Origin of the sequence: Rhizobium sp. JAB6 (assembly GCF_003024605.1) — a bacterium.
GTDB lineage: Bacteria > Pseudomonadota > Alphaproteobacteria > Rhizobiales > Rhizobiaceae > Rhizobium.
The window spans coordinates 265,139-287,970 of the sequence record NZ_PYJQ01000005.1; the positions used below are offsets into that span (position 1 = coordinate 265,139).

General features: G+C 60.1%; 24 protein-coding genes. 8 read left to right on the forward strand and 16 right to left on the reverse strand.

Going from position 1 to position 22,832, the window contains the following annotated elements:
- Positions 1-120: 120 nt before the first annotated feature.
- Positions 121-570: a DNA polymerase III subunit chi gene (locus tag C7U61_RS07120; RefSeq protein WP_106997445.1), complete on the forward strand. Its 450-nt coding sequence runs from the start codon at positions 121-123 to the stop codon at positions 568-570.
- 27 nt (positions 571-597) lie between these two features.
- Here C7U61_RS07120 and C7U61_RS07125 read toward each other — a convergent pair whose 3' ends face one another.
- A complete protein-coding gene (locus C7U61_RS07125; RefSeq protein ID WP_106997446.1) occupies positions 598-1,143 on the reverse strand; it encodes a GrpB family protein in 546 nt (181 codons plus the stop codon).
- Between the two features lie 75 nt (positions 1,144-1,218).
- Positions 1,219-2,142, reverse strand: a complete 924-nt coding sequence (locus C7U61_RS07130) for a Gfo/Idh/MocA family oxidoreductase (protein WP_106997447.1) — start codon at positions 2,140-2,142, stop codon at positions 1,219-1,221.
- Between the two features lie 244 nt (positions 2,143-2,386).
- On the opposite strand from C7U61_RS07130, the gene C7U61_RS07135 reads away from it, so the two are divergent.
- On the forward strand, positions 2,387-2,962 hold the full coding sequence (locus tag C7U61_RS07135; protein WP_106997702.1) for a TRAP transporter small permease subunit: 576 nt from the start codon (positions 2,387-2,389) through the stop codon (positions 2,960-2,962).
- Positions 2,962-4,731 carry a TRAP transporter large permease subunit gene (locus C7U61_RS07140; protein WP_106997448.1) on the forward strand — a complete coding sequence of 590 codons (1,770 nt, stop codon included), beginning with the start codon at positions 2,962-2,964 and terminating at the stop codon, positions 4,729-4,731. The genes C7U61_RS07135 and C7U61_RS07140 overlap by 1 nt, the downstream gene beginning before the upstream one ends.
- Positions 4,732-4,825: 94 nt before the next feature.
- Here C7U61_RS07140 and C7U61_RS07145 read toward each other — a convergent pair whose 3' ends face one another.
- The 5 genes from C7U61_RS07145 to C7U61_RS07165 form a co-directional block, all read right to left on the reverse strand.
- Positions 4,826-5,935, reverse strand: coding sequence for a TRAP transporter substrate-binding protein (locus C7U61_RS07145; protein WP_106997449.1), 1,110 nt, complete (start codon positions 5,933-5,935; stop codon positions 4,826-4,828).
- A gap of 151 nt (positions 5,936-6,086) precedes the next feature.
- Positions 6,087-6,980, reverse strand: coding sequence for a polysaccharide deacetylase family protein (locus tag C7U61_RS07150; protein WP_106997450.1), 894 nt, complete (start codon positions 6,978-6,980; stop codon positions 6,087-6,089).
- Positions 6,981-7,084: 104 nt separating this feature from the next.
- Positions 7,085-8,974 (reverse strand): ABC-F family ATP-binding cassette domain-containing protein, encoded by a 1,890-nt coding sequence (locus C7U61_RS07155; RefSeq protein ID WP_106997451.1) that lies wholly within the window; start codon positions 8,972-8,974, stop codon positions 7,085-7,087.
- Between the two features lie 48 nt (positions 8,975-9,022).
- Positions 9,023-9,523: a hypothetical protein gene (locus tag C7U61_RS07160; RefSeq protein WP_106997452.1), complete on the reverse strand. Its 501-nt coding sequence runs from the start codon at positions 9,521-9,523 to the stop codon at positions 9,023-9,025.
- A gap of 156 nt (positions 9,524-9,679) precedes the next feature.
- Positions 9,680-10,189 (reverse strand): DinB family protein, encoded by a 510-nt coding sequence (locus tag C7U61_RS07165; RefSeq protein WP_106997453.1) that lies wholly within the window; start codon positions 10,187-10,189, stop codon positions 9,680-9,682.
- A gap of 191 nt (positions 10,190-10,380) precedes the next feature.
- Here C7U61_RS07165 and ndk point away from each other — a divergent pair, with 191 nt between their 5' ends.
- Positions 10,381-10,803, forward strand: coding sequence for a nucleoside-diphosphate kinase (ndk, locus tag C7U61_RS07170; protein ID WP_106997454.1), 423 nt, complete (start codon positions 10,381-10,383; stop codon positions 10,801-10,803).
- Positions 10,804-10,877: 74 nt separating this feature from the next.
- Here ndk and C7U61_RS07175 read toward each other — a convergent pair whose 3' ends face one another.
- Positions 10,878-11,399, reverse strand: coding sequence for a hypothetical protein (locus tag C7U61_RS07175; RefSeq protein WP_106997455.1), 522 nt, complete (start codon positions 11,397-11,399; stop codon positions 10,878-10,880).
- On the reverse strand, positions 11,396-11,944 hold the full coding sequence (locus C7U61_RS07180; RefSeq protein ID WP_106997456.1) for a CGNR zinc finger domain-containing protein: 549 nt from the start codon (positions 11,942-11,944) through the stop codon (positions 11,396-11,398). Before C7U61_RS07180 ends, C7U61_RS07175 begins: the two co-directional genes overlap by 4 nt.
- A gap of 67 nt (positions 11,945-12,011) precedes the next feature.
- Here C7U61_RS07180 and C7U61_RS07185 point away from each other — a divergent pair, with 67 nt between their 5' ends.
- Positions 12,012-12,908 (forward strand): branched-chain amino acid ABC transporter permease, encoded by an 897-nt coding sequence (locus C7U61_RS07185; protein WP_106997457.1) that lies wholly within the window; start codon positions 12,012-12,014, stop codon positions 12,906-12,908.
- A gap of 2 nt (positions 12,909-12,910) precedes the next feature.
- Here the strand turns inward: C7U61_RS07185 and C7U61_RS07190 are convergent, their stop codons facing one another.
- The 5 genes from C7U61_RS07190 to C7U61_RS07210 all read right to left on the reverse strand — a co-directional run bounded on the left by C7U61_RS07190 (position 12,911) and on the right by C7U61_RS07210 (position 17,336).
- Entirely contained in the window at positions 12,911-13,378 is a 468-nt protein-coding gene (locus tag C7U61_RS07190; RefSeq protein ID WP_106997458.1) for a molybdenum cofactor biosynthesis protein MoaE, read from the reverse strand.
- 98 nt (positions 13,379-13,476) lie between these two features.
- Positions 13,477-13,731: a molybdopterin converting factor subunit 1 gene (gene moaD, locus C7U61_RS07195; protein WP_106997703.1), complete on the reverse strand. Its 255-nt coding sequence runs from the start codon at positions 13,729-13,731 to the stop codon at positions 13,477-13,479.
- The gene (gene pgsA / locus C7U61_RS07200; RefSeq protein ID WP_106997459.1) at positions 13,731-14,318 is read right to left on the reverse strand and encodes a CDP-diacylglycerol--glycerol-3-phosphate 3-phosphatidyltransferase; all 588 of its coding nucleotides are present in this window, start codon (positions 14,316-14,318) and stop codon (positions 13,731-13,733) included. The genes moaD and pgsA overlap by 1 nt, the downstream gene beginning before the upstream one ends.
- Positions 14,319-14,529: 211 nt before the next feature.
- On the reverse strand, positions 14,530-16,572 hold the full coding sequence (uvrC, locus tag C7U61_RS07205) for an excinuclease ABC subunit UvrC (protein WP_106997460.1): 2,043 nt from the start codon (positions 16,570-16,572) through the stop codon (positions 14,530-14,532).
- The gene (locus C7U61_RS07210) at positions 16,569-17,336 is read right to left on the reverse strand and encodes an SDR family oxidoreductase (RefSeq protein ID WP_106997461.1); all 768 of its coding nucleotides are present in this window, start codon (positions 17,334-17,336) and stop codon (positions 16,569-16,571) included. The genes uvrC and C7U61_RS07210 overlap by 4 nt, the downstream gene beginning before the upstream one ends.
- 363 nt (positions 17,337-17,699) lie before the next feature.
- Here C7U61_RS07210 and C7U61_RS07215 point away from each other — a divergent pair, with 363 nt between their 5' ends.
- Positions 17,700-18,332 carry an outer membrane protein gene (locus tag C7U61_RS07215; RefSeq protein ID WP_106997462.1) on the forward strand — a complete coding sequence of 211 codons (633 nt, stop codon included), beginning with the start codon at positions 17,700-17,702 and terminating at the stop codon, positions 18,330-18,332.
- A gap of 120 nt (positions 18,333-18,452) precedes the next feature.
- Here C7U61_RS07215 and C7U61_RS07220 read toward each other — a convergent pair whose 3' ends face one another.
- Together C7U61_RS07220 and C7U61_RS07225 are read right to left on the reverse strand one after the other, a co-directional pair.
- Positions 18,453-19,046, reverse strand: coding sequence for a glutathione S-transferase (locus tag C7U61_RS07220; RefSeq protein WP_106997463.1), 594 nt, complete (start codon positions 19,044-19,046; stop codon positions 18,453-18,455).
- 34 nt (positions 19,047-19,080) lie between these two features.
- Entirely contained in the window at positions 19,081-19,932 is an 852-nt protein-coding gene (locus C7U61_RS07225; protein ID WP_106997464.1) for a 23S rRNA (adenine(2030)-N(6))-methyltransferase RlmJ, read from the reverse strand.
- An 81-nt stretch (positions 19,933-20,013) separates the two neighbouring features.
- Between C7U61_RS07225 and C7U61_RS07230 the strand changes: the two genes are divergently transcribed.
- Both C7U61_RS07230 and C7U61_RS07235 read left to right on the forward strand, forming a co-directional pair.
- Positions 20,014-22,137, forward strand: a complete 2,124-nt coding sequence (locus C7U61_RS07230) for a molybdopterin oxidoreductase family protein (RefSeq protein ID WP_245410764.1) — start codon at positions 20,014-20,016, stop codon at positions 22,135-22,137.
- Positions 22,134-22,727, forward strand: a complete 594-nt coding sequence (locus C7U61_RS07235; RefSeq protein ID WP_106997466.1) for an NUDIX domain-containing protein — start codon at positions 22,134-22,136, stop codon at positions 22,725-22,727. The genes C7U61_RS07230 and C7U61_RS07235 overlap by 4 nt, the downstream gene beginning before the upstream one ends.
- Positions 22,728-22,832 lie beyond the last annotated feature (105 nt).

Here is a 22,832-nt window from a genome sequence, read left to right on the forward strand (position 1 = left end):
TGTGAGATAGAGCCTTTCCGCTTTTCTTCGAATTGCGAAAACGCTCTATCCTTTTTGTGACGCAATTCCGAACGGAAAACCGCTTCGCACTTTTCCTGGAATTGCTTTAGAAGTGGCGCCATGACCGACGTTCTCTTCTATCACCTGACGGAATCGAAGCTCGAAGACGCCCTGCCGCCGTTGATCGACAAGAGTGTCGAACGCGGCTGGCAGGTCGCCGTGCAGATGCGCGAGCCGGCCCGGCGCGATCTCCTCGATAGCCATCTCTGGACCTATCGCGAGGACAGCTTTCTGCCGCACGGGACGGATGAGGGAGACATGGCTGACCAACAGCCGGTGCTGCTGACCATTTCCTCCGACAACAAGAATAATGCAACGGTACGCTTCTTCATCGACGGCGCCGAAGCCACGGACGTCGGGGCCTATCAGCGCGTCGTGCTGATGTTCGACGGCTATGATCAGGAACAGTTGGAAAGCGCACGCGCTCAATGGAAGCGGCTGAAAGGCGAGGGGCACAACCTCACCTATTGGCAGCAGACGCAGGACGGCCGCTGGGAGAAGAAGGCCTGACTTTCTTCCGCTTTGTCGGAAGGCGATTTACGCGCCTTCCGACAGGATCTTCTGGATGAAATCCTTCTTCGCCGCCGTATAGGACGCGCGATCATTGGCATATCTTGCCGCAAGCTCGATCTTCAGTGCCTCATAGGCATGCGCCAGATCCGGCTCCCTGCGCAATCGGTCGCGAAAGATCAGGAAGTTGCGCCAGGTCGGGCCGCCATGTTCGACCACATGCACGAGATGCGTGCGGGTATCCCCTTGAATGTCACGACCGAAAATATGATCGTCCGGCACGATATTGCTGCCCGCATAGACGTAGCCGATGGAAGCCATCGGCTCGATACAGGCAAGCCCATCCTCGAAGCGCCGCACACCGACGGCAATATCGATGATCGGCTTTGCTTTTATCGTTGGGATCGACGTGCTGCCGAAATGCTGGACATCGACGGCGAGATCGCCGAGCGCCTTGCGAATGGCAGCTTCCTCCAGCAAATAGGCTTCGTGCCAGCTCTGGTTCGGGTCGGCAAGCTTGACGGACTTGTTGCCGACGCCGAGGCCGAAAGATTGTTCATGCTCCGATGCCATAGGCATCTCTCCAGTGAAGACGATGCGCCACGCTAGCACGCCGCGGGCAGCATTGTCTTTACCGGGAAGGGCCCATCAATCGTAAAATGCTTCGACAAATTTGCGCTTGCCGAGCATGAAGGCATCGGCGACGTGGCGCAGTGGTGAAAGATCGACGTCGGAGGTACCGGCTTTGACGATCTCCGCAAAACGGCGATAGAGCGAGGGATATTCGGCCTCGGGCTCGGAGAATGTCAGCTCGCCATTGAACGAAAGCTTGGAGCCGCCTTCGGCGAGAACCATCTGGCCGGCATCCGTTTCGGCGACGATATCCCAGCTCTGCTTGCCCGTCTGGCGCCAGTCGAATTCGGCATGGACCGGAAGGCCGGTTCCGCTCTTGAAGTGCAGGTCGGCCGCGATCGGCGAATCGCGGTTTTCCGGGAATTCGAGCGTCGCCCCGGTCAGGAACAGCGGTGGCAGGATATGGGTTACGATCGACAGCGCATTGATGCCCGGATCGAAGACGCCGAGGCCGCCAGCCTGCCAGATCCATTCCTGGTTCGGATGCCAGTGGCGCACGTCTTCCTTCCAGATCACGTGAGCGCTGCGGATAGTCGTTCCCGCGAGGAAGCTCTTTGCAGCCTCCACGGCCGGCGCATAGCGTGAGTGCCAGCTTGCGAAGAGCGAGACGCCCTTGGCCTTGGCGAGGTTTTCGAGATCGGCCACTTCGCTGAGAGTCGCGCCGGGAGGCTTTTCAAGGAAAACATGCTTGCCGGCCGAGAGCGCCTTGTAGGCGGCTTCATAGCGATATTGCGGCGGCATGCAGAGAGAAACGGCATCGATCGCCGGCACGGCATCGAGCATGGCTTCGATCGTGGTGAAGGCCGGAATTCCGTCAACGGTGCCATGGCGGCTCGCCGTGGCGATCAGTTTGAAATCCGCGTTGTTCGCGATGGACGGAAGATGTTGGTCGCGGACGATCTTGCCGACACCGACGATAGCGAGGTTGATGGGGGACATGGGTGTCTCTCGATTAGTATGATTATTGATGCGATCTTTATCAGAATGCCTGATGTGGGCAAGGGCGGCAAATCGCAAATGCGGGCATCAGGCCCAATCTTGGATCATTCCCAATCGTGGACCATTGTGGTCAAGTGTCGTCATGCTTGGAAAACGAGTGCCGGCTCTTGATTCACAGCCTGAAATCGGCACTCTTTCCCCGCGCGGCCAAAAGATCCGGGAAGAATCGCTGCGGGGGGAAATCATGAAAACATTGCTCGGCTTCAGCCGAATTGTCGATTATGTGGCTGAGATAATAGGAAAATCAGTCTCATGGCTTATTCTGGTCGCCGTCTTGGTCAGCGCCGGAAACGCGCTCGTCCGCAAGGTCTTCAATACCTCGTCCAATGCCTGGCTGGAAGCGCAATGGTATCTGTTCGGCGCGGCCTTCATGCTCGCAGCCGCCTATACGTTGCGCCAGAACGAGCATATCCGCATCGACATCGTCTATGGTTCGCTGCCGCGCCGGGTGCAGCACTGGATCGATCTTATCGGCCATTGCCTGTTCCTGATGCCCTTCGTGCTCCTGATGGTCTATGATCTCGTGCCTTATGTCCGCACGTCCTTCCTGTCGGGAGAGGTATCCTCCAGCGCCGGCGGCCTGATCATCTGGCCCGGCAAGGCGCTGTTACTGGCCGGGTTTTTTCTGCTGGCGCTGCAGGGGGTCTCCGAGATCATCAAGAAGATCGCCGTCATGCGCGGCGATATGGAGGATCCGACCCCCTATGTGCCGAGCCATGCACCCCTCGAGGTCGAAACGCCGGCAGGGGAGGCGCGCTGATGCTCGAATTCATTGCCGTGAACATGGCGCCGATCATGTTCGCCTCGCTGATCATTTTCCTGCTTCTGGGCTATCCGGTCGCCTTCGCGCTTGCCGCCAACGGGCTGCTGTTCTTCTGGATCGGCGTCGAGCTCGCCCCCTATTCGGGTGGCACCATCAATCTCTCATGGCCGCTCCTCAATGCTCTGCCGGATCGCTTCTGGGGCGTGATGTCGAACGACACGTTGCTAGCGATTCCGTTCTTCACCTTCATGGGCATCGTGCTGGAGCGATCCGGCATGGCCGAAGACCTGCTCGATACGATCGGCCAGCTGTTCGGGCCTATTCGCGGCGGTCTCGCCTATGCGGTGATTTTCGTCGGTGCGCTGCTGGCGGCCACAACGGGTGTCGTCGCGGCTTCGGTTATCGCCATGGGGCTGATCTCGCTGCCGATCATGCTGCGTTATGGCTATGACCGGCGGGTCGCTTCCGGCGTTATCGCGGCCTCCGGAACCCTGGCGCAGATCATTCCGCCGTCGCTTGTCCTGATCGTGCTTGCCGACCAGCTCGGCCGTTCGGTCGGGGACATGTATGCCGGCGCACTCATTCCCGGCCTGGTGCTGACGGGCATTTACATGGCCTATGTGCTGATCATGACGATCATCAGGCCGGATTCCATGCCGGCCTTGCCGAAGGAAGCCCGCTCGCTCGGCTCCGGCGTCACGTCCTTGCTCATCGCTTTGCTTATATGCGCCGGCGTAGCCTATGGCGCACACGTTTACCTGACGCCCACCTATGGCGAAAACGCGGATATTCTCGGTGCTACCGTCGGCGTTGCCGTCATCTATGCCGTTGCCGTCGTGGACAAGGGGCTGAAGCTCAACGTGATGTCACGGCTGGCGCAGCAAGTCATCATCGTGCTCATTCCGCCCTTGGCGCTGATCTTCCTTGTGCTCGGCACCATCTTCCTCGGCATCGCGACGCCGACGGAAGGCGGCGCCATGGGAGCGGTCGGCGCTCTGGCGATGGCTGCGGCCAAAGGTAGGCTGAACATGGAGGTCGTGCGCGCGGCATTGACCTCGACAACCCGGCTTTCGGCCTTTGTGCTGTTCATCCTGATCGGCTCGCGCGTCTTCTCGCTGACCTTCTATGGCGTCAACGGCCATGTCTGGGTCGAGCATCTGCTGGTATCGCTGCCCGGCGGCGAAGTCGGCTTCCTGATTGCCGTCAACTTGCTCGTCTTCTTCCTGGCTTTCTTCCTCGATTTCTTCGAGCTTGCCTTCATCATCGTGCCGCTGCTGGCACCCGCGGCCGACAAGCTCGGCATCGATCTGATCTGGTTCGGCGTGCTGCTCGGCGTCAACATGCAGACGAGCTTCATGCATCCGCCTTTCGGCTTTGCGCTCTTTTATCTCCGCTCCGTGGCCGCGCGCGTGCCTTATCTCGACAAGGTGACGGGCAAGCAGATCGCGCCTGTCACGACGGGGCAGATCTATTGGGGATCCGTGCCTTTCGTCGGCATCCAGATTCTGATGGTGGCGTTGACCATCATGTTCCCGCAGATGGTCATGCACTACAAGGGAGCAGGCACGGGCGTCGATCCCAACACGATCAAGATCGAGGTTCCCGGTTTCGGGGCGCCCGGCCAGGATAATGGCGGCGGCCTCGGTCTGCCGGGGCTGCAGCTTCCAGGCGGCAATCCGCTTGACGGCAAGCCGGCGGACCAAGGCGGTGGCGATCAGCCGAAGTCCCCGGCCAACGATCTCAGCCAGCCGCCATCTTTTAATTGATCACGCGGTCCGCATCGGTCAGCTTTTCGATCGGACACAACGAAAAACCCCGAAGCGTCGCTCCGGGGTTTCCTTCTTTGCCTCAGCTATTCGATTAGATCTTCCCGGCCCGCTGCAGCGTCATCATGTAGACGTCGTAGCTGTATTCGGCGACCTGGGTATAGAGATAGTGCTGGCCGCGGAAGCCCTTGATCGATTCCCAGATCTTCTTGAAGGTCGGATTGTTGGCTTCCATCTCGGCATAGACCTCGTTGGCCTTGTCGAAGCAGGCATTCATGATCTCGGTGCTGAAGGGCCTGAGCTTCGCCCCTTCGGCAACGACCCGCTTGATGGCGGCCGGGTTCAGGTAATCGTATTTCTGCAGCATGTTGGCGTCCGTCGCCTGGGCGGCCGTGCGCAGCAGCGATTGATAGGCCTTCGGCAAGCGTTCATAGGCCGCCTTGTTGAACATGACATGCACCGTCGGACCGCCTTCCCACCAGCCGGGATAGTAGTAGTAGGGTGCTACCTTGTAGAAGCCGAGCTTCTCGTCATCATAGGGACCGACCCATTCGGCCGCGTCGATCGTGCCCTTTTCCAATGCCGGGTAGATGTCGCCGCCCGCGATCTGCTGCGGCACGACGCCGAGGCGTTCGACCACCTTGCCGGCAAAGCCGCCGATGCGCATCTTCAGACCCTTGAGATCGGCAACCGTAGTGATTTCCTTGCGGAACCAGCCGCCCATCTGCACACCGGTATTACCGGCCGGGAAGCCGATCAGCCCCTGCGTCGCCAGGAATTCGTTGAACATGTCGATGCCGCCGCCGTGATATTGCCAGGCATTCATGCCGCGGGCGTTGAGCGCGAAAGGAACGGCAGCTCCCAGCGCCCAGACCGGATCCTTGCCCCAATAATAATAGGCGACCGAATGGCAGGCCTCCACGGTTCCGGCCGAAGTTGCGTCGGCGGCCTGCAGGCCCGGCACGATTTCGCCGGCCGCAAAGACCTGGATGTTGAAATTGCCGTCAGTGGCTTCAGACACATATTTCGACAGCACTTCGCCGCCGCCATAGATCGTATCGAGCGACTTCGGAAACGACGATGTCAGGCGCCAATTGATCTTCGGATTGCTCTGTGCAAGGGCCGGAGCAGCAAGCGTTGCGGCAGCAGCCACCGACCCCGCGCCGGCGACGCCGGCCTTGCGCAGAAATGAACGACGATCCATCTAATATTCCCCCCGGATACGAGCGGGCGGACTCACCCGCTCTTCGTGATCACGGCCGCAGCTAATCATGCCGCTAGGCGCGTTTCAAGCGTATCCGCCGCTGGCGCAACCATTGATTAGGTTATTGGACCGCGCTTCTTGCAGGGTCGCCTCAGCGGACCATCTTCGTGTCGGCCTGTGCGACCAGATTGGTCGCCGGGGCTGGCTCGCGCTTGTATTTCAGCGTCACGACCTTGTAGCCATCATTCTCGAGCCGGCTCAGGAGAGCGGGCAGCATCCTGACCGTGCGCTGATGGATGTCGTGCATCAGAACGATGCCACGGCCACGCTGACGAAGCTCTTTCATAGTGCGATCGACCACCGAGGCAGGCGTTGACGTGAAGTAATCCTTGCTGTCGATATCCACATCCATGACGATCATGTCGCGGGCTGCAATGGCGGAGCGCAGGCGCTTGGAGTCGGCAAGATAGGGGAAACGGAAGAAGGGAACATCCGTGCCGATCGCCTTGGTAACGGCATCCATGCCGCGGGCAATCTCGGCCATCGCCGCATCGAAGGTCATCTTGTCGAGATCGGGATGGCGGAAGGTGTGGCTGCCGATCGCATCGCCATGTGCAAGTACTTCGCGCGCGGTTGCCGGATGAGCCTGCGCCATTTCGCCGACCATCATGAAGGCGGCCTTGACGCCGAACTTGTCGAGCGTGGCGAGAATGCGGTCCGTCTTGCCGGGGGCCGGGCCATCGTCGAAGGTCAGGAGGACCTCCTTGTCGGCCAGCCTGATATCCTTGAGCGAGGAGACTTCCAATGTCCGTCCGGCGAGTTTGTGCGGGCCGTTCATGCCCGCCAGATCATCCCGGGTTTCGAGATCGGCAACGAGCCATTTCTTCGGCTCCATCTCGATGGGATCGTTGGCCTTCAGCGGCTTATGGCGGGGCTCTTCGGCGGCATAGCTGCTCTTGAGCGATGCTTCATTGCCCGGCTTCGTGGCGCATCCTCCGAGAGCCAGGGACACGGCGAGGCAAGCCAGCAACACACGGTAGTTCATCAGAATCGCTCAACAATATGTCTATGAAAATCGAGCGTATTTTCTGCAGTTATGGTTAATGATCGGTTAGGACCGGCTGCGAATTCCTTAACGGAGCGTCGGCTTCAGCCGGCCATGCCGCTCTCATATTCCGACGACAGTTCCAGCCATTGCTCTTCGGCGGCCGCGAGCTTCTCGGCGGCATCCGCACGCTGCTTTGCCTTTTCCGCAGCCTTTGCGGGCGCTTTCTCGTAAAGGGCGGGGTCCGCAAGTTCCGCGTCAAGGGCCTGAATCAATTTCTCAAGCTTGCCGGTCAAGGATTCGATTTCATTGATCTTCTTCTTGAGCGGCGCGAGCGACGCGCGTCGATCGGCATTGAGCTTGCGCTGATCCGCCTTGGAAACCGAATCGTCGCCGGCGCTCGCCTTGGCCTTGTCGTCCTTGGCCTTCGGGCTGGCAACGACGAGGCTGCGGTATTCTTCAAGATCGCCGTCGAAGATCGAGACAGTGCCATCGCGCACTAGCCAGAGCCGGTCGACGGTGGCTTCGATCAGATGGCGGTCGTGCGAGATCAGGATGACGGCGCCGGAATAGTCGTTCAGCGCCTGGATCAGCGCATTGCGGCTGTCGATATCGAGATGGTTAGTCGGTTCGTCGAGGATCAGCAGGTTCGGTGCGTCGAAGGCGGCAAGTCCCATCAGCAGCCGCGCCTTCTCGCCGCCGGAGAGATCCTTGACCTGCGTGTCCATCTTCTCCGTCGCCAGGCCCATCTGCGCAACGCGGGCACGCACCTTCGCCTCGGGCGTTTCGGGCATGCGGCGGCGTACATGTTCGACGGCCGTCTGGTTCGGAATGAGATCGTCGAGCTGATGCTGGGCGAAGAAGCCGATCTTCAGGTTCGGTGCCAGCCTGACTTCGCCGCTCTCCGCGCCCAACCGGCCCGAAATGAACTTCGCGAAGGTCGATTTGCCGTTGCCGTTCGAGCCGAGCAGGGCGATGCGGTCGTCGGCGTCAATGCGCAGGTTCAGGCGCTTGAGGATCGGCTTGCCCGGCTCGTAGCCGACGGCCCCGCCGCTGATCGCGATGATCGGGGAGGCGGGCTGCTTCTCCGGCTCCGGAAAGCTGAAGCCCATCACGTGGTCTTCGATGACGGCGGCGACGGTGCCCATGCGTTCGAGTGCCTTGATGCGGGACTGCGCCTGTCGCGCCTTCGAGGCCTTGGCCTTGAAGCGGTCTATGAAGCTCTGCAGATGCTTGCGCGCCGCGTCGTTCTTCGCCTTCGCCTTCATCTGCAGCTCGTCGGCCTCGGCCTTCTGCCGCTCGAACTGGTCGTAGGAGCCGCGATAGAAGGTGAGCTTCTTCTGGTCGAGATGCACGATGGAATTGACCGCTGTGTTCAGCAGATCGCGGTCGTGCGAGATGATGATGACCGTATGGGGGTAGCGGCGGATATAGTCCTCCAGCCAGAGCGTGCCTTCAAGGTCGAGATAGTTCGTCGGCTCGTCGAGCAGCAAAAGATCAGGCTCGGAAAACAGCACCGCGGCGAGGGCCACGCGCATGCGCCAACCGCCGGAGAAGGAGGAGGCCGGGCGCTTCTGTGCCTCGTGGTCGAAGCCGAGGCCGGCAAGAATGCTGGCAGCGCGCGCTTCGGCCGAATGCGCGTCGATATCGGCAAGCCGCGTCTGGATATCGGCGATGCGGTGCGGATCGGTCGCGGTTTCCGCTTCCGCAAGCAATGCGGAGCGCTCCTTGTCCGCTGCAAGGACGATATCGATCAGAGGCTCCTCGGTGCCGGGCGCTTCCTGCGCAACCTGGCCGATGCGGGCATTGCGCGGGATCGAAACCGAGCCGCTTTCGGCTGAGAGATCGCCGGTGATGATCCTGAACAGCGTGGATTTGCCGGCACCGTTCTTGCCGACGAGGCCAGCCTTCGTGCCCGCCGGAAGCGTCACGCTGGCATGGTCGATGAGAAGGCGGCCGGCAATGCGGGCGGAAAGGTCTGAAATCGAAATCATGGCGCGGTTTTGGCCGAACTCGGCGCCGAAGGCAAGAGTGCTGGGCGTTCAGGCGCCTGTGCTGCGCGACGGTTTCGGCACGTGCGCGCAGTTCCGCAGCCGCTCGGTCAACTCCGTCTCGTAGAGCATGAGATTGCTCAGCGTCGCGTTGAGGGTATCGAGAGCGTCATTGGCATGCTGTGCCGTTTCGGTTTCGCGAGCAAAACGCTGCTTCTTCATCAGCCCCTTGGCGAGCTGATCCGCCACTTCTCGCAGCATTTCGGCCGCATCGCTTTCCGATTTGCGCGCCACCAGCCCGCAATGGCTGACGAGACGATACTTCAGCCCGATCTCGTCCAGCCCGCTTTGCGAGGGAAGGGGGCCGAGCGCATCGATCTCTTCGGCAAGACGGCGGTCCTGCCCGTAGAGCGCTTCGTAAAATAATTGGTAGTTGCGCGGCAGGTTCTTCACTTTCAGCCGCGTCATGAAGCGGCCGATGACCTCGAGCTCGGTTTCCGTCTCATCATCATCGATGGAATACGCCGAAACGCTTGTCTGCGAGTTCTTCATGCCTGCTTCTGACCGTGAGCTGATATATCCCGTCAATTTGCAGGTCGGCAGGTTAAGGGAACATGAACAAAATGCCCTATTCGCGTTGCGTCGCAACAAAGTGAGGCAGCTGCTCAACGTTTGGGCGAAAGCAGAAAAGAGCGGTTCGCCTTACGCTCACATCCAGTGCGTCCCTTCACTGCGCAGGAAGTGCAGCAGGTCGAGCACCAGCGACGGTTTGCCCATGGATGTGAGGATAGTATGGCACTGGCCGCGGTGGTGGGTGTGGTGATTGAACATATGGGAGACCGCCGCATGGAGGGGAACCGTAATGGCGCCCGGTCGCAGGATCGAGGTGTAGGTGATATCGACGGCAAGTGCATCGGCATCGAGCGTTTCCAGCCAGGTAATGATATTTCGATCTTCCGCCTCCCGCAGGCGATAGAGTCCTTCAAGGGTGTCATGCAGGATGGTATCGAGCGACGCCGGCACCCCGCCGGTGCCGTTGAAACGGTGCATCCACAGCCGGTCCGCTACCAGCAGGTGATTTAGCGTTCCATGGAGCGAGCCGAAGAAGGCGCCGCGGTCTTCATTGAATTCTGCGTTACTGAGTTCGGCGGCGGCATTATAGACCTGAACATTGGCCCAACGATTATAGTCGGCAAGCATCCTGAAATGTTTGAGCATACGGCTTCTCCTCGACGGTGCGGCGATGTTGCCGCCAAGTTTGCAAATAAATCTTCGCAGTGCCACCGGCCCGATCGCGAATCGGACGCGCGGACTGTGACACCGGCGTGAAATTGGGCGATCCCCCTTGTTTTCGGGCCTTGGGGCAGGTAAAGACCGCCCACTTTTCTCTGATTACAAGGAATGGACCCATGGCGATTGAACGTACTTTCTCGATGATCAAGCCGGACGCGACGAAGCGCAACCTGACCGGCGCCATCACCAAGGTTTTTGAAGACAACGGCCTGCGCGTCATCGCCTCCAAGCGCGTCTGGATGAGCAAGCGCGAAGCTGAAGGCTTCTACGCCGTTCACAAGGAACGTCCGTTCTTCGGCGAACTCGTCGAAGGCATGACCTCCGGCCCGACCGTCGTTCAGGTCCTGGAGGGCGAAAATGCCATCCTGAAGAACCGCGAGATCATGGGTGCGACCAATCCGGCCAATGCTGCCGAAGGCACGATCCGCAAGATCTTCGCCCTGTCGATCGGCGAAAACTCGGTTCACGGCTCGGACGCTCCGGAAACGGCTGCCGTCGAAATCGCCTATTGGTTCTCCGAAACCGAAATCGTCGGCTGAATCAGCCTTTCAGCTTCGGCGCCGAACGATTTGAATTGACTCACGAAAGCCGGGATCTTGCATCTCGGCTTTTTTCATGCCGGGCAGGCAACGTCATGCCCGTAATCGGCGCTGCCGTCACCCTTGAAAATATCCGGATTGGCCGTGTAGGCCGGCCCGACGACCAGCGGCTTCGTGGGCAGCACGGTCTGGTCGAGATCGGATTTGACCTCGGTCTTGATCGTCTGGATCGTCTTGTCGCTGGCATCGACCAGCTTGATCGAGACGGAATAGGGACGGTCCTTGCGGACACAGCGCAGATCTGGGCTTTCCAGCGTGATCTTGTCCCAGAACGTATAGATCTTCTGATTGATGACGAGCGGATCGCCGCCGGCAGGGTTTTCAAACTCGGCCACGGCTGTCGTTCCCTCAGGGATCGGGGCGATCTTCTTGAGCGTAATCATATAGCTCGCGCTCGCCACGCGATAGTTGAAGACGAAGAGGCGGCCGGTGAGTTGGGTCGGCCCCTCATCCTCCTTCCGCTGGCAGCCTGTCAGCGCCAGGCCGGCGACGATCCCGGCACCTATCGTTGTCAGTATAATCTTTCTTATTTTCATGGCGCAGTCTCCTCCTTCTTGCGCCGGTAGTGGCGGCTGGCCTTGGCGCGATTGCCGCAAACCGCCATGTCGCACCAGGCGCGGCTCCTGTTCTTACTGCGGTCGATAAAAAGCCAACCGCAGTTGCGGCATATTTTCATTCGTTCCGGGTCGGGCATGGCGATGAGGCGCAGCGTCGAATGCGCGGTTGCAGCATCGAGCCCGTCGGATGAGGCGCGCTTCAGAACTCTCGCCAATGCCGCAAGCAGATCCGCAAGCAGCAGATCGGCAGCCTCCCCAAGAACCCGAGCGCGGAAATAACGATCGATCAGTTCACGGAGGGCGATGAAATCGGCCCGGTTTTCCCGCTTCACCGGCAGGATGTCGCCGAACAGCGCCCGCTCCGCGCAGAAATTGGCAGCCGCCTTGGGGAAGCTATCCATCTGTCCCTGTGCTTCGAAACGGTCGGTCCGGCGCTCGTCGTCGTGGCGCAGGATCACGCTGTTGGCGACATCGAGCGCAAGCGCGCCACCGGAAAAGCGATGTGGGGTCCAGGAAAAACTCATGACGAAAGTTATAACTGGTAAAATGAATTTTGCCAGTTACTATTTGCTGATTCTTCGGAGGGGTGGAATGGCTTATCTTCTGCAGCAACTGGCGAATGCCGTTCCGCTCGCTGCGCTCTATGCGGCTCTGGCCTTCGGCTATTCCATCGCATTCGGGGTCATGAAGCGAGCCGACATCACCTATGGCGCGCTCTTCGCCTTTGCCGGCCAGATGCTCGTGCTCTTCACCGATGTCGGTTACACGAAGATGTATCTCATCCTGCCTGCTGCCTTTGCTTTCGGCGCCGTCATCGCTGTCGGCTATACGATCGGTACCAGCTTTCTGGTCGGCCGCGCGATCATGCTGCCGCTGTCGCGCAAGTCGCCGAACACTGTCATCGTCGCAGCACTCGGCGTGATGATCGTGCTCATGGAAACGGCGCGGCTGGCGTCGAATACGCGCGGTATCTGGCTGCCGTCCTTCCTGAACGGCGCGGTCGTGTTCTGGGATAGCGGTAGTTTCCGCGTGACGCTGACCGAAATTCAGCTGCTTAACACCGCCCTGATGATCCTTGTCATCCTCGCAGGCGCCTATGTGCTGAAATGCACCGGCTGGGGCCGCATCTGGCGAGCGGTAACGGACGATTCCCTTGCGGCCGAGCTTTGTGGGGCGAGTGCCAGCCGTGTCTTCCTGCTGGCCTATGTCGCGTCAGCCATGGTCGCAACCATCTGCGGTCTGCTCGCCACCTCCTACTATGGAACCATGGATTTCGGGGCTGGGCTGATGTTCGGGCTGAAGGTTCTGATGATAGCAGCAGTCGGCGGCTATTCCGATCCGCTGAAATCGGCCGGCGGGGCAGCGCTCCTTGGCCTCGCCGAGACCATGTGGGGCGCCTACGGCCCGTTCCTGTGGCGCGATTTCGTTATCTTCTCGCTGCTGGTGCTGTTGCTGGTGTTGAGCCGCCGCGAGCGGGTCGTCCCGTAAACCTATTTATTGCCGCTCCACTTGGCGCGGGCCGCATCGTCGGCATCCTTGGCCGAGACCCAGCCGCCTTCAGTGCCATCCTTGCCGTGTTCCTTCTTCCAGAAGGGCGCGGAGGTCTTCAGGAAATCCATGACGAAATTGGCGCCGTCGAAAGCCGCTTGCCGATGCGATGCAGCGGCAATGACCAGCACGATGTTTTCGCCGGGCTCGATTTTCCCGTAGCGGTGGATAGCGGTCAGGCCAAGAAGTTCGAAGCGTTCGACGGCCAGCTTGGCGATGCGGGTGATCTCCGCTTCCGCCATGCCGGGATAGTGCTCGAGTTCCAGGGCTCCGAGCGAACCCCCTTCGTCACGGCAGAGCCCGGAGAAGGTCACGACCGCCCCGATATCGCGCCGCCCCGACCTCAGCCTGTCGATTTCCGTCTGTAGCTCGAAATCCTCGCGCTGAACCTTGACGAATGGTGAAATCATCGCAATTTCCTTGATCGCCCTCTCAAACAGTTTGAGGGGCCTCCGGCCCTTCGCTTTCGCTCAGGGTGTTCGTCGCTCGGGCTCTGCCCAACCGCTCCTCACCCTCCCGTCATCGGCGGGAAGAGCCCGATCTCCCGCGCCCCGGCGATCGGCTCATCGTGCTCCGCATGCTCCATGTTGATGGCGACACGGATTGCGTTGGGAAATTGAAGTGCCGCCTCGTATTCTTCGCCCAAGTCCTTCAAATGATTCAGGAGATCGCTGACGGTAACGACATCGGCGGGCAGGGAAACTTCCTCTTCCGCTTTGCCGATCCGCTCACGCACCCAGGCGAAATAGACGAGTTTCGTCATCATTCCTCATCCACGACATGCTTCAGCCCGGCACGGAAATAATCATAGCCGGTGTAGATGGTCAAAAGCGCCGCGACCCAGAGCAGGACGATGCCCATCTCCGTCGTATAGGGTAGCACCTTGTCGCCCGCCGGCCCAGCCAGCAGGAAGGCGATGGCCACGAGCTGGGCGGTCGTCTTCCATTTCGCGATGCGCGTCACGGGAACGCTGACCTTCAGTGCCGCCAGATATTCGCGCAAGCCCGAAACCAGGATTTCGCGGCACAGAATGATGATGGCGGCCCAAAGCGACCAGCCGGCAATGGTGCCATCGGCGGCGACCAGCAGCAGGATCGCGGAGACCAGCAGCTTGTCGGCGATCGGATCGAGCATCCGGCCGATATTGGAGGTCTGGTTCCAGATGCGCGCAAGATAGCCGTCGAGAAAATCGGTGATCGAGGCGATGACGAAGATCCAGAGTGCGACCCAGCGCGCGAAATCCGACCCCTCCAGCTTGCCTTCGATGAAGAAGCACAGAACGATCAAGGGTACGCAGAGGATGCGGCCGTAGGTGAGCAGATTGGGGATGCTGTAAGCGCGCGAAGCCATGGAAATCGTTTCGTTTCTGTTGTCTTGGCGGATCGCGATGAGGCTCGATTTCGGGACTCACCATGCTCCGGGCATTTGATTATCTCGATCTTCTCCAAAAACCGCTTCGCACTTTTTGGGATCAAATCCTAGATGATGGTTTGGTGGCCTTATCGTCAATATTGTTTCTGTTTTTTCATCGCCATTGCGTGGAATTTGCGACCAGCATTTCTTATTTCGCGGCGTCCTCGTGGAAATGGTTGTACACCTGCCGCGCGACGGCTTCGGAGATGCCTTCCACCGCCATCAGATCCGACAGGGCTGCGCGCGATACCGCTTTGGCGGTGCCGAAATGCTGAAGCAGCGCGCGCTTGCGCGAAGGGCCGATGCCGCCGATCTCGTCCAGCGGATTCTTCACCATTTCCTTCTTGCGCCGGGCACGGTGCGAGCCGATCGCGAAGCGGTGGGCTTCGTCGCGCAGGCGCTGGATGAAATAGAGCACGGGATCGCGCGGAGGCAGGGTGAAGCTCTCGCGGGATGGCGCGAAGAAGCGCTCGCGACCGGCATCGCGGTCGACACCCTTGGCGACGCCGATGGCGATGACGCTGTCGGTAATGCCGAGCTCATCGAGAATGGCGCGCACCGCCGTCATCTGCCCCTGGCCGCCGTCGATGAGAATGACATCGGGCCACGCCGGGAAGGGCTGGTCGGCCGCATCGGTGCCGGAGGTCTCTACGGCAGCTGTCCGATCGGGCTTTCCCTCTTCCTTCAGCAATCGCGAGAAGCGGCGCGTCATGACCTCGCGCATCATGCCGAAGTCGTCGCCCGGCGTGATGTCGGTCGACTTGATGTTGAACTTGCGGTACTGGTTTTTGACGAAGCCTTCCGGCCCGGCCACGACCATGCCGCCGACGGCATTCGTGCCCATGATATGGGAGTTGTCGTAGATTTCTATGCGTTGCGGCGTATAGGGAAGCTTGAAGGTTTCCTTGAAGCCTTCCAGCAGCCGGGATTGCGAGGCGGTTTCCGCCAGCTTGCGGCCATGCGCCTCGCGCGCATTGGCGATGACATGCTCGACCAGATCGCGCTTTTCGCCGCGCTGCGGCACGAGGATCGCGACCTTATGGCCGGCTTTCTCGCTGAGCGCTGCCGCCAATAGTTCCATTTCCTCGATGGTCTCCGACAGCAGGATCTGCCGCGGCACGGGCTTGTCGTCATAGAATTGCGCGAGAAAAGCGTTCAGCACCTCCGCGCCGGAGAGCGACGGATCGGCCTTCGGGAAATAGGCGCGGTTGCCCCAGTTCTGTCCGGTGCGGAAGAAGAAGACCTGGATGCAGGAAATGCCGCCCTCGTGATGGATGGCAAAGACATCCGCTTCCTCCACTCCGGCCGGATTGATGCCCTGATGGCTCTGCACATGCGAGAGCGCGGCAAGCCGGTCGCGAAAGAGCGCGGCGCGCTCGAAATCCAGATCTTCCGCGGCGGCATTCATTGCTTCGGCCATATGGGCCTTGACGTTCTGGCTCTTGCCGGAAAGGAAGTCCTTCGCCTCCTGTACCAGTTCCGCATAACCTGCATCACTGATCTCATGCGTGCAGGGGCCGGAACAGCGCTTGATCTGATAGAGCAGGCAAGGCCGGGTGCGCGTCTCGAAGACGCTATCCGTGCAGGTGCGGATCAGAAATGCCCGCTGCAGCGAGTTGATGGTGCGCCCGACCGCCCCAGCCGAAGCGAAGGGGCCGAAATAGTCGCCCTTCCGGGCGCGGGCACCGCGATGCTTGAAGATCGCCGGCGCACGATGATCGCCCGTGATGAGAATATAAGGAAAGGATTTGTCGTCGCGCAGCAGAACGTTAAAACGCGGGCGCAAGCGCTTGATAAGATTCGCTTCCAGCAGCAGCGCTTCCGTTTCCGTGCGCGTGGTGACGAATTCCATATTCGCGGTTTCGCGCACCATGCGAGCGATGCGGTTGGAATGTACTTTGCCCAGCGCGTAGTTGGAAACGCGCTTCTTCAGGTTCCGTGCCTTGCCGACATAGAGTACGTCGCCGGCTTCGTTGAACATGCGGTAGACGCCAGGATTGTTCGGTAGCCGCTTGACGAATTCGGCGATCAGTTCGGCGCCGCGAAGCCCGGTCTCGTTCTTTCCGCCTTCGTTCCAATCGACAGGTGCGACAGGGGCGGCGGCGGCATCGCCCTCCACCTCGATGTCGTCTTCGATATCCTCTGATTCGTCGTAGAGAACGCCGCCATCGGGCAGCTTTCTTCCATTCATTCCGCACTCTCCGACACGTCTGGCGTTTCCCAGGCAAGGTGCTGGCCGCCATCGAGCGCTATCATTTGGCCCGTGATCGAGGGCGTGTCAAAAAGAAAGCGGATGGTCCTGCCGAATTCTTCGAGCCTTGGCGCCGCCTTCAATATGAGGCCGTCGATCTGCGCTTGAAAGTCCTCTTCGGTCTGCCGCAGGCTGCGCACCGTCGGGCCTGGACCGATCGCATTGACGCGGATGCGCGGCGCAAAGCTCTGCGCCATCGTCTGGGTCGCGGTCCAGAGGGCTGCTTTCGACAGCGTATAGGAATAGAAGCGGGGATTGAGCGCCCAGACCCGCTGATCGACCATGTTGACGATCAGGCCCGCGTAGGGCTCAGGTAGCTGCCTTACGAAATCGGCAGCCAGAATCGAGGGCGCGCGCACGTGGACGGCGAAATGCGCCTCGAAGGCTTTGGCGTCGAAACGCTCCGCGGAATCGCCGAGGAAAGCCGAGGCGTTGTTGACCAGAAGATCGAGTGGACCGAAGGCATGCACCACCTTCTCGACGAGGGTTGATGTCTCGCCCAAATTCTGCAGATTTGCCTTGATCGCGATGGCTCTTCGACCCGCTTGCCGCAGTTTTGCCGCAATTTCCTCCGCATCGGTCAGGGATTGGTTGGCATGCAACGCAACCGCGAAGCCATGAGCCGACAAATCCTCGGCGATTGCCAGACCTATTCTTTTGGAAGCGCCCGTTATCAGCGCCGTGCGTAGTTTTTCCTGGCTCAAGGGATCGCCTTCTGCTCGTCTTTACCCAATCGACGTTCATATAGGGCGTCGATACACCATGTGAAAAGATGTGCGGGCAAATGAGGCCCTTCGGAACTTCTTATGTAAAACTTGCCATATATTTAGTCTAAAATAAGTATACATGCTTTAATCATTAATTATGGTTAACAATTCATCTGTTGCGATGAAGCAACATCGAAATTCAGCCACGTCTGTGCCACAATGATATCATATTTTGGCTCTTCCAATTCCTCATTTGCATTCCAATTTCAACCTCGATCCGGGAGGGATATGTTTAATTGCTCGTGCCGCTTCGCAGTCAAGGACAGTAAGCGAGGCACACGGGCCTGAAAGGAGAAAAGTATGCGTACTCTTATCAAGACCCTCATGGTCTCGGCTCTCGCCCTCGGCGGCTACACCGCAGCTCACGCCGCTGACGCTGTCGAGCAGATCCCGCAGCCGCCCGTCGCTCAGGAAGCAGCTCCGGTCGTAAACAACTGGTCGGGCTTCTACATCGGTGGCGCAGGCGACTGGAACAAAGGTCACTTCACCCGCAATGGCAACGGCTATGGCTTCGGCGGCCAGGCTTTCACCGGCTACAACTGGCAGCAGGGCCAGATCGTATACGGCGTTGAAGCAGACCTCGGCTATGCAGGCATTGACAGCACCCGCAACGGTCTGACCGCCAAGAACGGCGTCAACGGCTCTGTTCGCGGCCGCCTTGGTTACGACTTCAACCCCTTCATGCTGTACGGCACGGCCGGTCTGGCACTCGGCCAGAACAAGCTCGAAGACGCTACCTCGTCCGACAGCAAGACGGCTGTTGGTTACACGGTCGGTGCAGGTGCTGAAACCTTCATCACCAACAACATCACGGCTCGTCTCGAGTACCGTTACACCGACTACGGCAAGAAGAACTTCGACCTCGACTCCGGCCGGTTCTCGCGCGGTTACGACGAGCAGAGCGTCAAGCTTGGTATCGGCGTCAAGTTCTAATCGCTTGATCGCATGCAATGAAGAAAAAGCCGGGGTGAAAACCTCGGCTTTTTTGTTTGCCCGATATCAGATGCCCCCGCTATCATTTGCCGATGTGACGCACGACGTCGCAGAGCCGCGTCAGGCCTGTGGCTTCATCGCCGGAAAATCAGGGAAATGCTTCTCGAACTCGTGTGCCCAGGCAACGAGTTCCGTGCAGTCGGTTTCCCATTGGCCCTCGAAGCGCAATTGAAGGTAGCCGATGAGGGCGGCAAGCGCAAAATGACCCGCGTGCAGCTTCTTGCCGATCTTCGGCGGCTCGGCAGCGAGATGGGTGAGGGCACGGCTCGCCTTCGTCCACTGCCGTTCGATCCAGGGCTGATGCTGCTTTTCCATCTCCCGAAAGCGGCGTTCGTAGACGATCGACAGCAGGCACTCGTTGGTGCCGTCGATCAGCGCTTCCAGGACCTCGATCTCGGTACGCTTGCTCTTTTTCGAAGGATAGAGCCCGCCCGCGCGCCGGTCGAAATAATGCATGATGGCGCGGCTGTCGAAAATGGCGTCGCCGTTGCTGGTGAGCAAGGTCGGGATCTTGCCGAGCGGATTGTTGTCGATCAGCAGTGTCGGCGCCGCATTCGTGTCGACATGGATTTCCTCCAGCTTGATGCCGAGATGGCGAGCGGCCATGCGCACCTTGCTGGAGAAGGGCGAGGTGGACGAGCAAAGAAGTCTCATGAAAATCACCTGTGGGATATGTATGTGGAAAGTCTCAATGTTCGCCACGCAGCCAGAAGGCGCGCTGAGAAGCGAAGCGGTCCTGCGCCAGAATGTCCTTCAAAGCCGGCAGCAGTGCATGCAACTCATCCTTCAGCGTAAAGGGCGGATTGACGATGATGAGGCCTGATCCGGTAAGCCCGGTAAAGCCGCGATCGCTTTTGACGCTCAGCTCGGCGCAGAGCATTTTCGGAACTTCCAGCGCTCGCAGCGCGTCGTGGAATTCCTTGATCGGCGCATCCTTCTTGATCGGATACCAGAGGCAATAGGTGCCGCCCGGAAAACGGCGCCAGGCCTTCGCAAGGCCCTCGATCAGCCGCTCGTATTCGCCTTCCTGTTCGAAGGGTGGATCGACGAGCACGATCCCACGCTTCTCCTTCGGCGGCAGGTGCGCGCCGAGCGCCAGCCAGCCGTCGAGCTCCGTAATACGGGCGTGATGATCACCCTCGAACAGCCGGTGAAGCCGCTGAAAATCATCCGGATGCAGCTCCATCGCCGAAAGCCGGTCCTGCGGGCGGAACAGCATTCGGGCGAGCTTCGGCGAACCGGGATAGAGCCGGACGCCGCCTTCCGGGTTCAGTTCGCGGATGGCTGCAAGATAGGGCTCCAGGAGCGCCGCCACCTGCGGTACAAGTTCCGCCTGCAGCACCCTGCCGATGCCGTCGCGCCATTCGCCGGTCTTCTGCGCTTCCTCGGAGGAGAGATCGTAGAGCCCGATGCCAGCATGCGTATCAAGGACGCGAAATGCCTTATCCTTGTTCTGCATATAGCGGACGAGGCGCGCGAGAGCGGCGTGTTTCAAGACATCGGCAAAATTGCCCGCATGGTAGATATGCCGATAGTTCATTGTCGGTGAAGTCCGCATGAATTGTTGAGATGGGCCGGATTGTCTCTAGTGGCCGGTCCTCGCTTGAAATATACAAACCTCATGAACATTGCGACCCCCATCCAAGCCAAATCGCGCATCGGCCACACCGCCTGTCCGCATGACTGTCCCTCCACCTGCGCGCTGGAGGTGGACCTGACGGAGGACGGCAAGATCGGCCGGGTCCGTGGCGCCAACGATCATTCCTATACCTCCGGCGTCATCTGCGCCAAGGTTGCCCGCTATGCCGAGCGGCTCTACCATCCAGATCGCCTGATGAAGCCTCTGCGCCGTGCCGGCGCCAAGGGGGAGGGGCGCTGGCAGGAAATTTCCTGGGACGACGCGCTGGATGAAATCGCCGAAGCCTTCGTGAAAGCGGAAGCCAGGGACGGCAGCGAGGCGATTTGGCCCTATTTCTATGCCGGCACGATGGGCTGGGTGCAGCGCGATTCCATCGAGCGCCTGCGCCATGCCAAGCGCTATTCCGGCTTCTTCTCCTCGATCTGCACCAATCCGGCCTGGACGGGTTTCACCATGGCGACGGGCGTGCTGCGCGGTCCCGATCCCCGCGAGATGGGCCGCACGGATTGCGTCGTCATCTGGGGCACCAATGCCGTGGCCACCCAGGTCAACGTCATGACCCATGCGGTGAAATCCCGCAAGGAGCGCGGCGCCAGGATCGTCGTCGTCGATATCTACGACAACCCGACGATGAAGCAGGCCGATATGGCCCTGATCGTCAAACCGGGCACGGACGCGGCGCTTGCTTGCGCCGTCATGCACATCGCCTTTCGCGACGGCTACGCCGACCGCGGCTACATGGCCAAATATGCCGACGATCCCGCCGGCCTGGAAGGGCATCTGAAGTCGAAGACTCCGGCCTGGGCTGCGGATATCACGGGACTTTCGGTCGATGAGATCGAAGCCTTCGCAAAACTCGTGGGAACGACGAAGAAGACCTACTTCCGTCTCGGCTACGGCTTTACCCGGCAGCGCAACGGCGCGATCGCGATGCATGCCGCAGCGTCGATCGCAACCGTTCTCGGCTCCTGGCAATATGAGGGCGGCGGCGCCTTTCATTCGAACAGCGATATCTTCCGCATGGACGCGAGCGAACTCACCGGCCGCGCGCTGAAGGATATGGACATCCGCATGATCGACCAGTCGCAGATCGGCCGCGCCTTGACGGGCGATGCCGTGGCGCTGCGCCATCGCGGCCCGGTCACGGCCATGCTGATCCAGAACACCAATCCGGTGAATATCGCGCCTGAACAGCGGCTGGTGAAGCGTGGTTTTGCCCGATCCGACCTTTTTGTCGCCGTGCATGAGCAATTCATGACCGATACGGCTGAGATGGCCGATATCGTCATCCCAGCCACGATGTTCGTCGAGCACGATGACATCTATCGGGCCGGCGGCCAGAACCATATCCTTCTCGGCCCGAAGTTGGTCGAGCCGCCGCCAACCGTGCGCAGCAATCTTTTCGTGATCGAGGAGCTGGCGAAGCGTCTCGGCGTTGCGGATCGCCCCGGGTTCGGTTTCTCCGCCCCCGAGATGATCGACCGGGTCCTGTCGAGAAGCGGCTTACCGGATTACGATTATTTCCTCGAGCACAAATGGTTCGACCGCCAGCCGGCTTTCGAGGAGGCGCATTTTATCGACGGTTTCGCGCATCCCGACGGCAAGTTCCGCTTTCGCCCCGATTGGACGAACCAGCCGGCGCCGAACCGTCCGCCAGCATCCGTCGGTCTGCTCGGCCCTCATGTCGAACTGCCCGAGTTTCCGGATCAGGTCGATGTCATCGAGGTCGCCGACCCCGAGCATCCGTTCCGGCTTGCGACCTCGCCCTCGCGTAGTTTCCTGAATTCGAGCTTTTCAGAAACGAAAACGTCGCGGCAGAAGGAAGGCCGCCCCGAAGTGATGATCAATCCGGCCGATGCCGAGCGGCTCGATATCGTCAATGGCGAGCTGATCCGCATCGGCAATGGCCGCGGTGATATCCGCATTCATGCGCGTGTGACGACGGACGTAAAGCCGGGCGTGCTGATCGCCGAGGGGCTGTGGCCGAACAAGGCTCATGTCGACGGCGAGGGGATCAATGTGCTCACCGGCGCCGATCCGGTCGCGCCCTATGGCGGCGCGGCGGTCCACGACAATAAGGTATGGCTTCGCAAGGACGTGGCATGAGTAAATTCGAAAAGGCTAGGGCCGAGATCGTCAGCGAAAAGACGCTGGCGGATCAATGGACGCGGCTCAGCACCTTTGAGCTCGATTACACGGATTCGCGCGGCGAAAAGCATCGCCTGAAGCGCGAGGTCTATCATCGCACGCCGGCAGCCTGCATTCTCCTCTATGACCCCCGCCATGAAACCGTGGTGCTTGTTCGGCAACATCGTCTGCCGGCCCAGCTGGTCGGCGAGCCGGCCTGGATGATCGAAGTGCCCGCGGGATTGCTCGACGGCGACCATCCGGAAGCCGCGATCCGCCGCGAGGCCATGGAGGAAACCGGTTTTCGCGTGCGCGACGTGCGCTTCCTGTTCAAGGCGATGACCTCGCCCGGCTCCTCGACGGAGGTCATCCATTTCTTCGCCGCCGTGATCGATACGACCGACCGTGTTGCCGATGGCGGCGGCCTTGCTGAAGAGCATGAGGATATAGAGGTGCTGGAAGTTCGCCTGTCCGATGCGATTGTCATGATCGAAAAGGGTGATATCCGCGACGCCAAGACGATCATGCTGCTGCAATGGGGAGCTTTGAATGCCGCCGGCCTGAAATAGGCCGCTGCGTGGGTGGGAGCTTGCTCTCCCATCATCACAATGTCACGAATCGAGCTTACCGGGGCGTACTGGCCGAAGACACTCGAATGTTTCCGCGCCCCCTTC

What these genes read in the sequence shown, in the direction of transcription:
- C7U61_RS07120 (WP_106997445.1), top strand. Translation starts at nt 121, where the DNA reads ATGACCGACGTTCTCTTCTATCACCTGACGGAATCGAAGCTCGAAGAC.
- C7U61_RS07125 (WP_106997446.1), bottom strand. Translation starts at nt 1,143, where the DNA reads ATGGCATCGGAGCATGAACAATCTTTCGGCCTCGGCGTCGGCAACAAG.
- C7U61_RS07130 (WP_106997447.1), bottom strand. Translation starts at nt 2,142, where the DNA reads ATGTCCCCCATCAACCTCGCTATCGTCGGTGTCGGCAAGATCGTCCGC.
- C7U61_RS07135 (WP_106997702.1), top strand. Translation starts at nt 2,387, where the DNA reads ATGAAAACATTGCTCGGCTTCAGCCGAATTGTCGATTATGTGGCTGAG.
- C7U61_RS07140 (WP_106997448.1), top strand. Translation starts at nt 2,962, where the DNA reads ATGCTCGAATTCATTGCCGTGAACATGGCGCCGATCATGTTCGCCTCG.
- C7U61_RS07145 (WP_106997449.1), bottom strand. Translation starts at nt 5,935, where the DNA reads ATGGATCGTCGTTCATTTCTGCGCAAGGCCGGCGTCGCCGGCGCGGGG.
- C7U61_RS07150 (WP_106997450.1), bottom strand. Translation starts at nt 6,980, where the DNA reads ATGAACTACCGTGTGTTGCTGGCTTGCCTCGCCGTGTCCCTGGCTCTC.
- C7U61_RS07155 (WP_106997451.1), bottom strand. Translation starts at nt 8,974, where the DNA reads ATGATTTCGATTTCAGACCTTTCCGCCCGCATTGCCGGCCGCCTTCTC.
- C7U61_RS07160 (WP_106997452.1), bottom strand. Translation starts at nt 9,523, where the DNA reads ATGAAGAACTCGCAGACAAGCGTTTCGGCGTATTCCATCGATGATGAT.
- C7U61_RS07165 (WP_106997453.1), bottom strand. Translation starts at nt 10,189, where the DNA reads ATGCTCAAACATTTCAGGATGCTTGCCGACTATAATCGTTGGGCCAAT.
- ndk (WP_106997454.1), top strand. Translation starts at nt 10,381, where the DNA reads ATGGCGATTGAACGTACTTTCTCGATGATCAAGCCGGACGCGACGAAG.
- C7U61_RS07175 (WP_106997455.1), bottom strand. Translation starts at nt 11,399, where the DNA reads ATGAAAATAAGAAAGATTATACTGACAACGATAGGTGCCGGGATCGTC.
- C7U61_RS07180 (WP_106997456.1), bottom strand. Translation starts at nt 11,944, where the DNA reads ATGAGTTTTTCCTGGACCCCACATCGCTTTTCCGGTGGCGCGCTTGCG.
- C7U61_RS07185 (WP_106997457.1), top strand. Translation starts at nt 12,012, where the DNA reads ATGGCTTATCTTCTGCAGCAACTGGCGAATGCCGTTCCGCTCGCTGCG.
- C7U61_RS07190 (WP_106997458.1), bottom strand. Translation starts at nt 13,378, where the DNA reads ATGATTTCACCATTCGTCAAGGTTCAGCGCGAGGATTTCGAGCTACAG.
- moaD (WP_106997703.1), bottom strand. Translation starts at nt 13,731, where the DNA reads ATGACGAAACTCGTCTATTTCGCCTGGGTGCGTGAGCGGATCGGCAAA.
- pgsA (WP_106997459.1), bottom strand. Translation starts at nt 14,318, where the DNA reads ATGGCTTCGCGCGCTTACAGCATCCCCAATCTGCTCACCTACGGCCGC.
- uvrC (WP_106997460.1), bottom strand. Translation starts at nt 16,572, where the DNA reads ATGAATGGAAGAAAGCTGCCCGATGGCGGCGTTCTCTACGACGAATCA.
- C7U61_RS07215 (WP_106997462.1), top strand. Translation starts at nt 17,700, where the DNA reads ATGCGTACTCTTATCAAGACCCTCATGGTCTCGGCTCTCGCCCTCGGC.
- C7U61_RS07220 (WP_106997463.1), bottom strand. Translation starts at nt 19,046, where the DNA reads ATGAGACTTCTTTGCTCGTCCACCTCGCCCTTCTCCAGCAAGGTGCGC.
- C7U61_RS07225 (WP_106997464.1), bottom strand. Translation starts at nt 19,932, where the DNA reads ATGAACTATCGGCATATCTACCATGCGGGCAATTTTGCCGATGTCTTG.
- C7U61_RS07230 (WP_245410764.1), top strand. Translation starts at nt 20,014, where the DNA reads ATGAACATTGCGACCCCCATCCAAGCCAAATCGCGCATCGGCCACACC.
- C7U61_RS07235 (WP_106997466.1), top strand. Translation starts at nt 22,134, where the DNA reads ATGAGTAAATTCGAAAAGGCTAGGGCCGAGATCGTCAGCGAAAAGACG.